General features: G+C 60.3%; 16 protein-coding genes and 1 tRNA gene. 8 read left to right on the forward strand and 9 right to left on the reverse strand.

Going from position 1 to position 15,605, the window contains the following annotated elements; all coding sequences use genetic code 11:
- Positions 1–187: 187 nt before the first annotated feature.
- From ftsK to cysG, 6 genes are all read left to right on the forward strand, one after another.
- Positions 188–2,602 (forward strand): DNA translocase FtsK, encoded by a 2,415-nt coding sequence (gene ftsK, locus ACK2SD_RS10495; RefSeq protein WP_080754738.1) that lies wholly within the window; start codon positions 188–190, stop codon positions 2,600–2,602.
- 62 nt (positions 2,603–2,664) lie between these two features.
- Positions 2,665–3,288, forward strand: coding sequence for an outer membrane lipoprotein chaperone LolA (gene lolA, locus ACK2SD_RS10500; protein ID WP_029614445.1), 624 nt, complete (start codon positions 2,665–2,667; stop codon positions 3,286–3,288).
- A gap of 11 nt (positions 3,289–3,299) precedes the next feature.
- The gene (locus tag ACK2SD_RS10505; RefSeq protein ID WP_412462068.1) at positions 3,300–4,625 is read left to right on the forward strand and encodes a replication-associated recombination protein A; all 1,326 of its coding nucleotides are present in this window, start codon (positions 3,300–3,302) and stop codon (positions 4,623–4,625) included.
- On the forward strand, positions 4,622–4,996 hold the full coding sequence (crcB, locus tag ACK2SD_RS10510; protein ID WP_317872501.1) for a fluoride efflux transporter CrcB: 375 nt from the start codon (positions 4,622–4,624) through the stop codon (positions 4,994–4,996). The genes ACK2SD_RS10505 and crcB overlap by 4 nt, the downstream gene beginning before the upstream one ends.
- A 30-nt stretch (positions 4,997–5,026) precedes the next feature.
- Positions 5,027–6,307 carry a serine--tRNA ligase gene (serS, locus tag ACK2SD_RS10515; protein ID WP_412462069.1) on the forward strand — a complete coding sequence of 427 codons (1,281 nt, stop codon included), beginning with the start codon at positions 5,027–5,029 and terminating at the stop codon, positions 6,305–6,307.
- On the forward strand, positions 6,308–7,699 hold the full coding sequence (gene cysG / locus ACK2SD_RS10520) for a siroheme synthase CysG (RefSeq protein WP_412462070.1): 1,392 nt from the start codon (positions 6,308–6,310) through the stop codon (positions 7,697–7,699).
- A 35-nt stretch (positions 7,700–7,734) separates the two neighbouring features.
- Here the strand turns inward: cysG and ACK2SD_RS10525 are convergent, their stop codons facing one another.
- From ACK2SD_RS10525 to ACK2SD_RS10560, 8 genes are all read right to left on the reverse strand, one after another.
- Complete coding sequence (locus tag ACK2SD_RS10525) at positions 7,735–8,694, reverse strand: glutathione S-transferase family protein (protein ID WP_412462071.1); 960 nt, start codon at positions 8,692–8,694, stop codon at positions 7,735–7,737.
- 96 nt (positions 8,695–8,790) lie between these two features.
- Positions 8,791–9,789, reverse strand: a complete 999-nt coding sequence (locus tag ACK2SD_RS10530) for a glycosyl transferase family protein (RefSeq protein ID WP_412462072.1) — start codon at positions 9,787–9,789, stop codon at positions 8,791–8,793.
- Between the two features lie 8 nt (positions 9,790–9,797).
- Positions 9,798–10,133 (reverse strand): TusE/DsrC/DsvC family sulfur relay protein, encoded by a 336-nt coding sequence (locus ACK2SD_RS10535; RefSeq protein ID WP_317872505.1) that lies wholly within the window; start codon positions 10,131–10,133, stop codon positions 9,798–9,800.
- Entirely contained in the window at positions 10,130–10,426 is a 297-nt protein-coding gene (gene tusB, locus ACK2SD_RS10540; protein WP_412462073.1) for a sulfurtransferase complex subunit TusB, read from the reverse strand. Before tusB ends, ACK2SD_RS10535 begins: the two co-directional genes overlap by 4 nt.
- On the reverse strand, positions 10,426–10,785 hold the full coding sequence (gene tusC, locus ACK2SD_RS10545; RefSeq protein WP_412462297.1) for a sulfurtransferase complex subunit TusC: 360 nt from the start codon (positions 10,783–10,785) through the stop codon (positions 10,426–10,428). Before tusC ends, tusB begins: the two co-directional genes overlap by 1 nt.
- 1 nt (position 10,786) lies before the next feature.
- Positions 10,787–11,179 (reverse strand): sulfurtransferase complex subunit TusD, encoded by a 393-nt coding sequence (tusD, locus tag ACK2SD_RS10550; protein WP_412462074.1) that lies wholly within the window; start codon positions 11,177–11,179, stop codon positions 10,787–10,789.
- A gap of 85 nt (positions 11,180–11,264) precedes the next feature.
- Complete coding sequence (locus ACK2SD_RS10555; protein ID WP_412462075.1) at positions 11,265–12,644, reverse strand: nucleobase:cation symporter-2 family protein; 1,380 nt, start codon at positions 12,642–12,644, stop codon at positions 11,265–11,267.
- Between the two features lie 121 nt (positions 12,645–12,765).
- Complete coding sequence (locus ACK2SD_RS10560) at positions 12,766–13,437, reverse strand: Bax inhibitor-1/YccA family protein (RefSeq protein WP_029614455.1); 672 nt, start codon at positions 13,435–13,437, stop codon at positions 12,766–12,768.
- 133 nt (positions 13,438–13,570) lie between these two features.
- Here ACK2SD_RS10560 and ACK2SD_RS10565 point away from each other — a divergent pair.
- Positions 13,571–13,658, forward strand: a tRNA-Ser gene (locus ACK2SD_RS10565).
- 229 nt (positions 13,659–13,887) lie between these two features.
- Here ACK2SD_RS10565 and ACK2SD_RS10570 read toward each other — a convergent pair.
- Positions 13,888–14,871, reverse strand: a complete 984-nt coding sequence (locus ACK2SD_RS10570) for an IS5 family transposase (protein WP_412462076.1) — start codon at positions 14,869–14,871, stop codon at positions 13,888–13,890.
- A gap of 226 nt (positions 14,872–15,097) precedes the next feature.
- Between ACK2SD_RS10570 and ACK2SD_RS10575 the strand changes: the two genes are divergently transcribed.
- Positions 15,098–15,589 carry a GNAT family N-acetyltransferase gene (locus ACK2SD_RS10575; RefSeq protein ID WP_412462298.1) on the forward strand — a complete coding sequence of 164 codons (492 nt, stop codon included), beginning with the start codon at positions 15,098–15,100 and terminating at the stop codon, positions 15,587–15,589.
- Positions 15,590–15,605 lie beyond the last annotated feature (16 nt).

Below are 15,605 nucleotides of genomic sequence, written 5' to 3' on the forward strand. Positions count from 1 at the left end.
ATAAGCCTTTGTCACAGAACAAAATGCATGCTCAAATTGCACCCATGGAAATCGGCCCCCCGTCCATGCGCCACGCGGCGTGCCGCCATGGCGGCAGGCGGGCAGTAATGTTAAAAGTAGTGGTTCGTCGGCCATTCACCGGCCCGATCACTATTTAACGCGCATCAAGCGCAGGAATAGACGCGTTTTGAAGAAATCCACTGCATCCCCGACTCCGTTGCCAGTGCCGCTATGGCGCCAGCAGTTGCATTATCGCCTCAAGGAAGGCGCGCTGATTGCCGTCGGTGCGCTGTGCCTGTACCTGTGGATGGCACTGCTGACCTACGACACATCCGACCCAAGCTTTACCCACACCAGCAATGTCGATCAGGTTCAGAACGCTGCTGGCCGCGCCGGCGCGTTCTTCGCCGACATCCTGTTCATGGTGCTTGGCTACTTTGCCTATATCTTTCCTTTGCTGCTGGCGATCAAGACCTGGCAGATCTTCCGTGAACGTCACCAGCCCTGGCAATGGAGTGGGTGGCTGTTCTCCTGGCGCCTGATCGGCTTGGTATTTCTTGTGCTGTCGGGCGCAGCGCTGGCGCACATTCATTTCCATCCGCCCGCCAGTATTCCATTTTCGGCGGGCGGTGCGCTGGGCGAGAGCCTTGGGGAACTGGCGCGCAACCTGCTGAACGTGCAGGGCAGCACCTTGATGTTCATCGCGTTGTTCCTGTTCGGCCTGACGGTGTTCACCGACTTGTCCTGGTTCAAGGTCATGGACCTGACCGGCAAGATCACCCTTGACCTGTTCGAGCTGGTCCAAGGCGCCGCGTCGCGCTGGTGGGCCGCGCGCAACGAACGCAAGCGGCTGGTGGCGCAGTTGCGCGAGGTCGATGAGCAGGTCGAGGACGTTGTCGCGCCCGTGGTTGTCGACAAGCGCGAGCAGATCAAGGCGCGCGAACGCATCATCGAACGTGACGAATCCTTGAGCAAGCATGTGGCACAGCGCGAGCAGCAGCCCGCACCGGTGATCAACCTGCCGGCACCGGTCAAGGCACCCGAGCCCAGCAAGCGGGTCATGAAAGAAAAACAGGCGCCGCTGTTCGTCGATAGCGCCGTGGAAGGAACGCTCCCATCGATCTCGATTCTCGATCCTGCCGAACAGAAAAAGATCGAGTATTCGCCCGAGTCCCTGGCTGGAGTGGGGCATCTGCTGGAGATCAAGCTCAAGGAGTTCGGGGTCGACGTTTCCGTAGACTCGATCCACCCGGGGCCGGTGATCACTCGCTACGAAATCCAGCCAGCTGCCGGGGTCAAGGTCAGCCGCATCGCCAACCTTGCGAAGGACCTCGCGCGCTCGCTGGCAGTGACCAGCGTGCGGGTGGTGGAGGTCATTCCCGGAAAGACTACCGTCGGTATCGAAATTCCCAACGAAAATCGTCAGATGGTGCGTTTCTCCGAGGTGTTGTCCACGCCTCAGTATGACGAGCAGAAGTCGCCCGTCACGCTGGCGCTGGGCCATGACATCGGCGGCAAGCCGGTCATCACGGACTTGGCCAAGATGCCGCATTTGCTGGTGGCGGGTACCACCGGTTCGGGTAAGTCGGTGGGTGTCAACGCGATGATCCTGTCGATCCTGTTCAAGTCCAGCCCGGAAGATGCGCGGCTGATCATGATCGACCCGAAAATGCTCGAGCTGTCGATTTACGAAGGCATTCCGCACTTGTTGTGCCCGGTCGTCACCGACATGAAGGACGCCGCCAACGCTCTGCGTTGGAGCGTCGCCGAGATGGAGCGCCGCTACAAGCTGATGGCTGCGATGGGCGTACGTAACCTGGCCGGCTTCAACCGCAAGGTCAAAGACGCCCAGGATGCCGGTGAGGTCATCCACGATCCGCTGTACCGCCGTGAAAGCATGGAGGACGAACCTCCGGCGCTGAAAACCCTGCCGACTATCGTGGTGGTGGTCGACGAATTTGCCGACATGATGATGATCGTCGGCAAAAAGGTCGAAGAGCTGATTGCCCGTATCGCCCAGAAGGCGCGTGCAGCCGGCATTCATTTGATTCTCGCTACACAGCGTCCGTCGGTCGATGTGATCACTGGTCTGATCAAGGCCAACATTCCTACGCGTATGGCGTTCCAGGTGTCGAGCAAGATCGACTCGCGAACTATCATCGACCAGGGCGGCGCCGAACAACTGCTCGGCCATGGCGACATGCTCTACATGCCGCCGGGTACCAGTCTGCCCATCCGCGTTCACGGTGCATTCGTTTCCGACGACGAGGTTCACCGCGTTGTAGAGGCCTGGAAGTTGCGCGGTGCCCCTGATTACAACGACGATATCCTCAACGGCGTCGAGGAAGCCGGTAGCGGTTTCGAGGGCGGCGGTGGAGGTGGCGATGGCGACGACTCGGAAACCGACGCGCTCTATGACGAAGCTGTGCAGTTCGTGCTGGAAAGTCGCCGGGCGTCCATTTCGGCAGTACAGCGCAAGCTCAAGATCGGCTACAACCGTGCCGCGCGGATGATCGAGGCGATGGAGATGGCCGGCGTGGTCACTCCAATGAACAGCAACGGCTCGCGGGAAGTGATAGCTCCGGGCGGCCCGCGCGATTGATGATTGTCTTGCCGGGTGCGAAGCATCGTGTCCGGCCTATCCACTGCTCAATGAGGACTCCCATGCGCGCAATTCGCATGCTGTTGGTTTCTGCCCTGACCCTGGGCCCGCTCACCGCGTACGCCGGTGAGCAAGACGTACAGCGCCTGACCCAGTTGCTGGAAAAATCCCAGACCATCGAGGCCAATTTTTCCCAACTGACCCTGGATGCCAGCGGCACGAGTCTGCAGGAGACTAAAGGGAAGATGACGGTCAAACGTCCTGGCCTGTTCTACTGGCATACGGATGCTCCACAAGAGCAAGTCGTGGTTTCCGATGGCCAGAAAGTTACCCTGTGGGACCCGGATCTGGAGCAGGCCACGGTGAAGAAGCTTGATGTGCGCCTGAGCCAGACGCCGGCGTTACTGCTGTCCGGTGATGTGTCCAAGATCAGCCAGAGTTTCGATATCGTTTCCAAGGAACAGGGCGAGGTCATGGATTTCACCCTCAAGCCCAAGACCAAGGACACGTTGTTCGACTCCTTGCGTATCTCTTTCCGCAAGGGACTGATCAATGACATGCAACTGATCGACAGCGTCGGCCAGCGCACCAATATTCTGTTCAATGGGGTCAGGGCCAACCAGGCGATCCCGGCGAGCACGTTCCAGTTCAAGATCCCGGACGGCGCTGACGTCATCCAGGAGTAACGCGAGGCACCATGGACCTGTTTCGAAGCGAGCCTGTCGCCCAGCCGCTGGCAGCCCGATTGCGTCCGTCCAACCTGGACGAGTACGTGGGCCAGGAGCACCTGCTGGCGCGCGGCAAGCCGCTGCGCGAGGCACTGGAGCAGGGTGCTCTGCACTCGATGATCTTCTGGGGACCGCCCGGTGTCGGCAAGACCACCTTGGCGCGGCTGCTGGCGCAGTTTTGCGACGCGCATTTCGAAACCGTGTCGGCTGTGCTGGCCGGGGTCAAGGAGATTCGTCAGGCCGTGGAAGTGGCCAAGCAGCAAGCCGGTCAGTACGGTCGACGCACGATTCTATTCGTCGATGAAGTGCACCGCTTCAACAAGTCCCAGCAGGACGCTTTCTTGCCCTATGTGGAAGACGGCACCCTGCTGTTCATCGGCGCCACCACCGAGAACCCCTCCTTCGAGCTGAACAACGCCTTGCTGTCGCGGGCGCGTGTCTATGTACTCAAGAGTCTGGACGAAGCCGCTCTGCGCAAACTGGTCGATCGCGCCCTGAGTGAAGAGCGTGGATTGGGCCAGCGCAATCTACGAGTCGGAGATGAAGCCTTCGCCATGCTCATGGCCGCTGCCGACGGTGACGGTCGGCGCATGCTCAACTTCCTGGAAAATGCCTCGGACCTTGCCGAAGACGGCAGCGAGATCGATGTGCAGATGCTGCAGAGTCTGCTCGGTGATAGTCGACGGCGCTTCGACAAGGGTGGCGAGGCGTTCTATGACCAGATATCGGCACTGCACAAGTCGGTTCGCGGTTCCAATCCTGACGGCGCGCTGTATTGGTTCGCGCGGATGCTCGATGGCGGTTGCGATCCGCTGTACATCGCCCGTCGGGTGGTGCGCATGGCCAGCGAGGACATCGGTAATGCCGATCCGCGTGCACTGAGCCTGTGTCTGGCGGCCTGGGACGTACAGGAGCGGCTAGGCAGCCCCGAGGGTGAGTTGGCGGTGGCCCAGGCCATTACCTACCTGGCGTGTGCGCCCAAGAGCAATGCCGTGTACATGGGTTTCAAGACGGCGCTGCGGGAGGCTTCCGAGCACGGTTCGCTGGAGGTTCCGTTACATTTGCGTAACGCACCGACCAAGCTGATGAAGCAGTTGGGCTATGGCGATGAATACCGCTATGCCCACGATGAGCCGGATGCTTATGCGGCAGGTGAGGACTACTTCCCCGATGCCTTGGCGCCGCGGCCCTATTACCAACCGGTGCCGCGCGGCCTGGAACTGAAGATCGGCGAAAAGCTGCGCCACTTGGCCGAACTGGATCGCAACAGTCCACGGCAACGGAGAAAAACGTGATTGCACTCGTCGCATCGGTCAGCGCTGCGGGCATTGTCGGCACTTTGTTGCGCTTCGCTGCAGGTAACTGGGTCAATGCCCACTGGCCACGGCACTTCTATCTCGCTACGCTTGCGGTCAATCTGGTGGGCTGCCTGATCATCGGCGTGCTCTACGGCATGTTCCTCAACAAGCCGGGCGTGCCTATCGAGGTACGGGCCGGACTGATCGTCGGCTTCGTCGGTGGCCTGACCACCTTTTCGTCCTTTTCACTGGACACCGTGCGCCTGCTCGAAAGCGGACAGGCGCCGCTGGCATTCGGCTACGCCGCCGCCAGTGTACTGGGCGGCCTGCTCGCGACCTGGGCTGGCCTCGCTCTGACCCGAATCTGAACCAACACCTTCATATAACGAGAGAACGATATGCTCGATGCCAAACTGTTACGCGGCCAACTTCAGGAAGTGGCGGATCGCCTGGCCTCCCGTGGCTTCAGCCTGGATGTCGCGCGCATCGAATCACTGGAAGAGCGTCGCAAATCGGTGCAGACCCGCACCGAGCAGCTGCAGGCCGAGCGTAATGCCCGCTCCAAGTCCATCGGCCAGGCCAAGGCCAAGGGCGAAGACATTGCGCCGCTGATGGCGGATGTCGAGCGCATGGCCAACGAGCTGGCCACCGGCAAGACCGAACTGGACGAGATCCAGGCCGAGCTGGACGGCATCGTGCTGACCATCCCCAATTTGCCTGATGCCAGCGTACCCGTCGGCCCGGACGAAGAGGCCAACGTCGAGGTGCGTCGCTGGGGTACAGCGCCTGAATTCGATTTCGATATCAAGGATCACGTCGCCCTTGGCGAGATCAGTGGCGGCCTGGACTTCGAAACCGCCGCCAAGCTGTCCGGCGCTCGTTTCGCCTTGCTGCGCGGTCCGATCGCTCGCCTGCATCGAGCCCTGGCGCAGTTCATGATCAATCTGCACACCAGCGAGCATGGCTACGAAGAGGCCTATACCCCGTACCTGGTTCAGGCTCCGGCATTGCAAGGTACCGGTCAGTTGCCGAAGTTCGAGGAAGACCTGTTCAAGATCAGCCGCGAAGGTGAAGCTGACTTCTACCTGATCCCTACCGCCGAAGTGTCGCTGACCAACATCGTTTCCGGCGAAATCCTCGACGCCAAGCAACTGCCGATCAAGTTCGTTGCGCACACTCCCTGTTTCCGCAGCGAGGCGGGTGCGTCGGGTCGTGATACGCGCGGCATGATTCGTCAGCATCAGTTCGACAAGGTCGAGATGGTACAGATCGTCGAACCGGGTAAGTCCATGGAGGCGCTGGAAGGCCTGACCGCCAACGCCGAACGCGTCCTGCAATTACTCGAACTGCCTTACCGAGTATTGGCGCTGTGCACCGGGGACATGGGCTTCAGTGCAGTGAAAACCTATGACCTCGAAGTCTGGGTGCCTAGCCAGGGCAAGTATCGCGAGATCAGCTCCTGCTCCAACTGCGGCGATTTCCAGGCTCGACGCATGCAAGCACGCTGGCGCAACCCGGAGACTGGCAAGCCGGAGCTCGTGCACACCCTCAATGGCTCGGGCCTGGCCGTGGGCCGTACGCTGGTTGCGGTGCTGGAAAATTACCAGCAGGCTGACGGGTCGATTCGCGTGCCAGAGGTACTCAAGCCCTACATGGGCGGCGTCGAGGTCATTTGCTAAATGAAATACCTGCCACTGTTCCACCGGTTGCAGGGCGGGTGGGTGCTGGTTGTCGGCGGCGGCGAGATCGCCTTGCGCAAGGCGCGTCTGTTGGCAGAGGCCGGCGGCCTGCTACGCGTAGTGGCGCCTGAGGTCGATGGTCAGCTCGCTACGCTGGCCAGGGAAGGCGGCGGAGAGGTGCGGGTGCGCGGCTACCAGGTTGGCGACCTGGAAGGTTGTCGGCTGGTGATCGCGGCCACCGACGATGCGGCTCTTAACGCTCAGGTGTCGGCCGATGCGCAGGCCGTGAACCTGCCGGTCAATGTGGTGGATGCTCCGGCGCTGTGCACTGTGATCTTCCCGGCAATCGTCGATCGTTCGCCGCTGGTGATCGCGGTGTCCAGTGGCGGCGACGCACCTGTACTGGCACGTCTGATTCGCGCCAAATTCGAGGCCTGGATTCCATCGGCTTACGGTGAGCTGGCGGGTTTGGCCGCGCGTTTTCGTGACAAGGTCAAAGGTCTCTATCCGGACGTCAACCAGCGGCGGGGCTTCTGGGAAACCGTGTTCCAAGGTCCGATCGCCGAACGTCAATTGGCTGGGCAGGGGGCGGAGGCTGAGCGTCTGTTGCAGGCGATGGTCGACGGTGCGCCTGTTCAGCAAGGGGGTGAGGTATACTTGGTCGGCGCCGGTCCTGGCGACCCCGATCTGTTGACCTTCCGTGCCTTGCGGCTGATGCAGCAGGCTGATGTCGTGCTGTATGACCGCCTGGTGGCTCCGGCCATCATCGACATGTGCAGGCGCGACGCAGAACGTATCTATGTTGGCAAGCGCCGGGCAGACCACGCGGTGCCCCAGGAGCAGATCAATCGCCTGCTGGTCGATCTGGCTCGTCAAGGCAAGCGTGTGTTACGCCTGAAAGGCGGCGACCCATTCATTTTCGGGCGCGGTGGCGAGGAAATCGAAGAGCTCGCAGCAGAGGGTATTCCGTTTCAGGTTGTGCCTGGGATTACCGCAGCCAGCGGCTGTTCGGCGTATGCCGGCATTCCGCTGACCCATCGCGATCACGCCCAATCGGTGCGTTTCGTCACTGGCCATCTCAAAGATGGCACCAGCAACCTGCCGTGGACTGACTTGGTCGCGCCTGCACAGACGGTAGTGTTCTATATGGGACTGGTCGGGTTACCGGCTATCTGCGCCGAACTGATCCGCCATGGGCGAGCGCCCAGCACACCAGCGGCGCTGGTACAGCAAGGCACGACGCGCAACCAGCGGGTATTCACCGGTACCTTGGCCGACCTGCCTGAGTTGGTGGCCCGTCACGACGTTCACGCTCCAACGCTGGTGATTGTGGGCGAAGTGGTGCAACTGCGCGAAAAACTGGCATGGTTCGAAGGCGCACAAAACAGCTGAACTCTAGCGGGGCCGCTGAGCGGCCCCGTTAGGTTCTACGCTTCAAAAATGCCGTTACCCGGCAAGCGCGTCCGGTCATGTGGCAAGCCGAAGTCTTGCTGCGGTCCCTTGGGTACGATGCCGTTCGGATTGATGGTCTTGTGGCTGAGGTAATAGTGATTCTGGATATGCTGCATATCCACGGTATCTGCGATTCCTGGCCACTGATACAGCTCCCGTAGCCAGTTCGAGAGGTTGTGGTAATCGGCTACGCGACGCAGGTTGCATTTGAAGTGGCCGTGGTACACGGCGTCGAAACGCACCAGCGTAGTGAACAATCGTACATCGGCTTCGGTCAGGTATTCACCGGCCAGGTACCGGCGTGTGTCCAGCAATGTTTCCAGGCGATCCAGCTCGTCGAACACCTCGTCGAACGCTTCCTCGTAGGCGTGCTGGGTAGTGGCAAAGCCTGCCCGGTAAACGCCGTTGTTCACGGCCGGGTAAATGCGTTCGTTCAGCGCGTCGATGGTGCTGCGCAGCATCTCCGGATAGAGATCCAGTCGGTTGCCGGTCAGTGCGTCGAAGGCGGTGTTGAAGAGGCGGATGATTTCCGCCGACTCGTTGTTGACGATACGCTGCTCTTGCTTGTCCCACAGTACCGGCACCGTAACGCGGCCGCTGTAGTGCGGATCGTCCGATGTGTAGCGCTGGTAGAGGTACTGCAGTCCATCGAGCGCATCGCCGGTCGAGCCCTGCGCGGTGTCAAAGGTCCAGCCATGCTCGCCCATCAACCAACTGACCACTGAGACGTCGATCAAGGGTTGCAAGCCTTTGAGGGTGCGCATTATCAGGGTGCGATGGGCCCAGGGGCACGCCAGCGAAACGTACAGGTGATAGCGTCCCGCTTCGGCAACTGGCAACGCGCCGCGGCGTTGCGAGTCTTCGCGACGAAAAGCGCCGTCCTTGCTGTTTTCGTACCACTGGTCATGCCAGCGGCCATCGATCAAAAGGCCCATGTGAGCGCTCCAATAGCCAGGTCATTTGGTGATTGGAGACCAGTCTATGGAATATCGTTCGAGCGACCAGTGCAAAGATCGCCTGCTTTTGATCGATTAACCAGATGTATTGCGCGCCTGCCAAGCCTCTCGAGCGTTACTGAAGGCCTGCTCACGGTCTTGTCCGAGCCCACGTAGCGCGAGGGCGATGGTCGCTATGACTGCCAACTCGCCGTAGCTGTCATGCGCCTCTGCGCGCCACACCGCCAGCAAGTGGTGTGGGTCCAGACTTGCCGGTTTGACGTGACGCTGGGCGCTCAACGCTGGCCATTCGTCGTCCCAGGCCAGGCTGTCATCGGTGCCATAGAGATGGCTGACAACGTCTGGATTGACCTCGATCTCACCGCCATCGCCCTTGATCACCAGCGCGGAGTCACCGAGCAGTCGACTGGCTTCGCGGTGAACGGCCTGGTAACCCGGATGGAAAATACTCTGTAGGCTGCGGCGAGCGCCGAGCGGATTGAGTACACGGGCCAGCGAGTGGATGGGTGAACGCAGGCCCAAGGTATTGCGCAGGTCGATCATGCGCTGCAATTGCGGTGCCCAGTCTTGCAAGGGGGCGAATGCCAGGCCGCGCTGGTCAAGGCTGTTGGCCACCGCTTGCCAGTCGCGGCACAGAGGGATATCGAGCAGCCCGAGCAACTGCTCGGTATACAAGCGCCCGGCGGTATGAGCGCCGCCGCCGTGCATGAAGATGCGCACGCCGGTGTTGGCCAGGCACTTGGCCGCGAGCAGATACCACGGCAGGTGACGCTTCTTGCCGGCGTAGCTTGGCCAGTCCAGGTCGACTGCCAGGGGTGGTGCTTGCACCTGGCTGCGCAGCGCTTGTGTGAAGCCTGCCAGCTCCTCCGGACTTTCTTCCTTATGTCGCAGCAGCATGAGGAACGCGCCGAGCTGGGTGTCCTCGACCTTGCCTTCGAGCAGCATCGTCATCGCCGCGCGGGCTTCTTCGCGGGTCAGGCCGCGCGCGCCGCGCTTGCCCTTGCCAAGAATGCGCACGAACTCGGCGAAGGGGTGTTCGGCCGGCGTGTGCACGTTAAGCGGGGTCGGGTTCATCGGCTCGCTCATATGCAGTTGGTCGGCTTGGGCAGGCCGGCTAGCTTGGCGGCCAATTTCGCAGGGGTGCCCTTGAACAGACGGTTCAGGTGGGGGCTATTGCCCTTGTCCGGGCCGAGTTTCAGCGCTGCGTACTTGATCAACGGACGGGTAGCGGGAGAGAGTTGGTACTCCTCGTAGAACTGACGCAGCAGTTCGAGGACTTCCCAGTGTTCCGCACTGAGGACGATACCTTCTCGTGCGGCCAGCACTTCGGCGACGTCGGCGGACCACGCTTGCAGATCGAGCAGGAACCCATCCTTGTCCAACCCAATGGTGCGATCGCCAGCAGTCAGAATGCTCATAACCAGGTGTTGACCTTATCGTAGTGCAGCGAGAGTTCGACGAAGGCTGGGTAGTCCACAGCCTGTGCGGGCTCGCCACAAATGGCACGGGCTTGCAGGTCTTCATCAAGCGCGAACAGGCGGCCCTCCAGATCTGCGGACCGCAGCGCGCGGAAGGGTTCGCTATCGGCCTTGAGAGCGTAAGTTGCATCACCGCACAGCAGCAATGCGTCCTGGGTGCCCAGTAGTCGCAGGCAACTGGGCAGGCGGCTATCACCGAAGGGGGAATGGCTAATGACGTGTAATGTTTTCATCAGAGCGTTATCACTTGATCGAATCGGGCGATGAGGGCTGAAAGGGCTGCATCGTCGAGTGCCTGCACTGGCAATTCCAACGAGTGGGTATCCAATCCGCGCGCTTGCAGGCTACGCGCGCAGGCGAACAACTCGTCGACGCCAAACATCGGCAGCGCTTGCAGGTTGGCCGCGAGATTTTTCTGCTGCAGCGCTGCTGGTTGCTGGCCGCTGGCGAGCTGGAACACGCCATCATCGAGAAACAGCATGCCGATTGGCAAATCGAAGGCGCCCCCGGCTAGGGCGATGTCCAGTGCTTCGCGCGCGGTCATACCTGCCCAAGGAGCCTGGCGGGTGATGATCAATAGGGACTTGGCCATTTCAATCGCCTCCGAAACAGACCAGGCGGTCCGCCACTTGCGCAGCTTCATGCAACTGCCCAAGACCGGACAGCTCCCAAGGCTCAGACAGGTTCACGGCAGGGCGTTGGTAGCGGTTGGCCTCTGCTTCGTCGAGCACACCCCGGCGCAGCGCAGCCGCGATGCAGACCACAGCGTCGAGCTGGTTATCACTGACGAACGCGCGCCACTGTGCGGCCACATCCCGCTCATCCTGAGGAAAAACGATGGTATTCGAAGTGCTGTGGACGCCGTCTTGATAGAAGAACAGCCGGGCAATCTGGTGCCCGCCGTCCAGCACCGCCTCAGCGAAGCGTAGCGCACGGCGCGAGGAGGGCGCATGGGCTGGAGAAAACACCGCGATGGCGAATTTCATGGAAAGCTCGGGCAAGTAAATGCGCTCATGATAAAGCAAAAAGCCCGCACCTGTGGGCGCGGGCCTTGTCTGGAGCACGCATAGATCAAGTGCGTGCGTGGGTGTCCGGCAGGAACCAGTTCAACACCAGGGCACAAATACCGCCGGTGGCCACGCCCGATTCCAGTACGTTACGCAGCGCCGCGGGCATATGGGCCAGGAATTCCGGCACTTGCGCAACGCCCAACCCGAGCGCCAGTGACACGGCGATGATCAACAGCGCCCGACGGTCCAGATGTGTACTGGCCAGGATATTGATACCGGAGGCTGCGACCGCACCGAACATTACCATTGCCGCCCCGCCCAGCACCGGTTCAGGCACCGCCTGAATGATTCCCGCCACGGCTGGGAACAGTCCCAGCAGCACCAGCATAAACGCGATCCAGACGCCAATGTGGCGGCTGGCAATGCCGGTGAGCTGAATCACCCCGTTGTTTTGCGCAAAGATCGAACTGGGGAAGGTGTTGAACAGCCCGGCCAGCAGAGAGTTAGCGCCGTTGACCAGTACCCCGCCCTTGATCCGCTGCATCCAGAGCGGTCCCTGGACCGGCTGGCGTGAAACCTTGCTGGTGGCCGTCACATCGCCGATAGCTTCAAGCGAGGTCACCAGGTAGATGACCAGCATCGGAATGAACAGCGCCCAGGAGAACCCCAGGCCGAAGTGCAGAGGTACTGGAACCTGGAACACCGCGGCCTGATGCATGCCGGTGAAGTCCAGACGGCCCAGATAGCCCGCCAGGGCATAGCCAACCGCCAAGGCAATGACGATGGCGCAGCTGCGCATCCACACCATTGGCACACGGTTGAGCACCACGATGATTGCCAGCACTACGCCTGACAGCAGCAGGTTCTCGCCATTGGCGAAGGTGCCATTACCCATCGCTGCAAAGCCGCCACCCATGCTGATCAGACCGACCTTGATCAGGGTCAGGCCGATCATCAGCACCACGATACCCGTCACCAGCGGCGTGATAAGACGCTTGATGAACGGCAGGATGCGCGACACGCCCATCTCTACGAACGAGCCGGCGATCACTACGCCAAAGATCGCTGCCATTACGCCCTCGACGGGGGTGCCCTGCTTGACCATCAGCGCGCCACCGGCGATCAGTGGTCCGACGAAGTTGAAGCTGGTGCCCTGCACGATCAGCAGTCCGGCACCGAAAGGGCCGAAGCGTTTGCACTGAACGAAGGTGGCGATTCCGGAGATGACCAGGGACATGGATACGATGAGGTTGGTGTCTCGCGCCGACACGCCCAGTGCTTGGCAAATCAGCAGACCTGGGGTCACGATCGGCACGATGATCGCCAGCAGATGCTGCAACGCAGCCAGTAGGCCTATCATCAGTTTCGGCTTGTCTTCGAGGCCGAGAACCAGTTCGTTGGCAGGCGCTGCTGCACCTGGCTCGTGTTCGTTTGAGCTCATGGGAAACGCCCGGAAGCAAAAAAGGAACGCATTCTACGGGGCAGGGAGAAGAAGGGATAGAGGAGAGTGGGTATGAAAAAGCCCGCCGAAGCGGGCTTTCCTGGCGATGAGCTAATGTCGATCAGTCGTCACGACCCATGATGCCAAACAGCTGCAGCAGGCTGATGAACAAGTTATAGATCGAAACATACAGGCTAATGGTCGCCATGATGTAGTTACGCTCACCGCCATGGATGATAGCGCTGGTCTGGAACAGAATGCAGACCGAGGAGAACAGCACGAAGCCCGCGCTGATCGCCAGTTGCAGACCGCTGATCTGGAAGAAGAAGCTCGCCACAACTGCGCCCAGCAGTACGAAGAACCCCGCAGTGATGAAGCCACTGAGGAAGCTCATGTCGCGACGCGTGATCAGTACGTAGGCGGAAAGACCACCGAACACCAGCGCGGTCATGGCAAACGCCGAGCTGACGACTTCGGCGCCGCCGGCCATGCCGAGATAGCGGTTGAGGATCGGCCCGAGAATGAAGCCCATGAAGCCGGTGAGGGCGAAGGTGGAGACCAGGCCCCAGACCGAATCGCGCAGCTTGGCGGTCAGGAAGAACAAACCGTAGAAGCCGATCAGCACCACGAACACGTTCGGGTAGCCGACGCGCATCTGCTGGGCGACGAAGGCCATGACACCGCTGAATGCAAGCGTGAGAGCCAGCAGACTGTACGTGTTGCGCAGGACCTTGCTGACCTCCTGCTGCTCGACCTGCTGGCCGTGATGTACGGCGTAATCCTGCTCGCGCATGGCGATACTCCTGTGGATCCTGTGGGTTTGAAACGTTCAGATGCAAAGATCATAACAGAGCCTTCGCAACCGGCGACATAGAGAGTTTGACAGCTTGTTTCATTACGGTATGATTGCCGCCGCTGAACGCGCTGGAAGCGTGGCCGAGTGGTTTAAGGCAACGGTCTTGAAAACCGTCGATGGGCAACTATCCTAGAGTTCGAATCTCTACGCTTCCGCCATATTTTTTGCCAAAAGCCCTGACTAGTCAGGGCTTTTGCGTTTTTATCCATCCGATGGATCGACTCAAGCCTTCCCCCTCAGGGACCACCGACTACAGCGATAGCTCACTCAGGGAAACTCCGAACAAGTTGCCCATCAGACGGAAATGGGCGACTCAGGGATGCCGAAAAGCCCGATTTTCAGCCGCTGATTATTGGATAACCAAGGCAATGCCTTGGTTATCTGCCCTCACGGGCGCACCTCTCCCGCGGCCGGCAATAATTGCCGGCGCACCATCCACAGATTCGGCAGGGCAAACAGCGTGGTCAGTTGCGCCGTGTTCTTGGCCAAGCCACGGAAGCGGGTTTTCACATACCCGAATTGACGTTTGATCACTCGGAATGGATGTTCGACCTTCGCTCGCGCCTGCGCTTTGACCTTCTCGATCCTGCGTCTGGCTTTGTAGAGCACGCTGCGTTTGCTCAAGTGCTTGTAGGTGCTACGACGAGCCGCAATCTGCCAGATCACCGGCCTTCCTTCATGCTCTGGCCGCTTCTCCACCCCGGTATAACCCGCGTCGGCACAGATGACATTTTCGTCGCCATGCAACAGGTGAGCGACCTCTGTGACATCAGCCACATTCGCCGCTGTGCCATGGACGTGATGCACCAGGCCCGACGCAGCATCGGCACCGATATGCGCCTTCATGCCAAAGAAATACTGATTCCCCTTCTTCGTCTGATGCATTTCAGGATCGCGTTTGCATTCCTTGTTCTTGGTCGAACTGGACGCGTGGATGATGGTCGCGTCGACGATGGTGCCCTGGCGCAACGGTAGGCCCTTGTCTCGCAGGTAATTGTTGATGGTTTCCAGAATGCCTGCCGCCACCTGATGCTTCTCCAGCAGGTGCCGGAAATTCATGATGGTGGTGTCTTCGGGGATCGGAGCGCTGAGCGTCAGTCGCGCAAACTGGCGCATTGAAGTGATCTCGTACAGCGCCTCTTCCATGGCTGGGTCGCTCAGCGAGAACCAGTTCTGCAGCAGGTGAACACGCAGCATGGTTTCCAGTGGATACGGCTTGCGGCCGCCGCCAGCCTTTGGGTAGTGAGGCTCGATCAACGCCACCAACTCACTCCACGGAACTACCTGTTCCATCTCGACCAGGAAACGCTCGCGACGGGTTTGCTTGCGCTTACCGGCGTACTCGAAATCGGAAAAGCTCATCTGACTCATGGAACGGCGGGCTTGTAGAGGGCAGTTGGACGGAGGGCTATTTCAGCACAGGTCAGATGGTGCTGACTTGATCGGAGAGTCCCTAGCAGGTTAAGGCGCGAGATTATCGATACATAGCACTGAGCTATCAACCACTATAAGCAGGCCTTCGCGGTATATGACGATGCGTGACGGCGCCGCTGCGGTTAGGATGTCGACCTCCGAAATTCGCACCAGGGAAAACGTCATGACCGCCATTCGTTTGCGTTGCGCCACGCCTGCCGACACGGATCGCTGCTACCAGATAGAAACCAGCGCATACGAAGGCGATGAAGCCGCCACCCGTGAAAAGATCGCCACCCGTATCGCCCAGTACCCTGAAGGGTTTTTGCTGTTGGAGTTGGACGGCCAGATCGCCGGCTTCATCAACAGTGGTTGCGCCCATGAAGTCGTGATGTCCGACGAGGCGTTCAAAGAGCTGATCGGGCATGATGCGCAGGCTGCCAATGTGGTGATCATGTCGGTGGTGGTCGATCCGGCGTTCCAGGGGCGTGGACTGGCCGCGCAGTTGATGGCGCGCTTCGTCGAGCAGATGCGCGAGCGCGGCAAGTCGACCATTCATCTGATGTGTAAGGATCGACATGTTGGTCTTTACGAAAAGATGGGCTATCGCTATGTGCAGCCGTCCAGCTCCGAGCATGGCGGGATGGCCTGGCACGAAATGGTCATGGCACTGTAAACCGACGTTGGGCATC

The sequence above is a fragment of the Pseudomonas sp. SC11 genome (assembly GCF_047039205.1).
Classification (GTDB): domain Bacteria; phylum Pseudomonadota; class Gammaproteobacteria; order Pseudomonadales; family Pseudomonadaceae; genus Aquipseudomonas; species Aquipseudomonas boreofloridensis.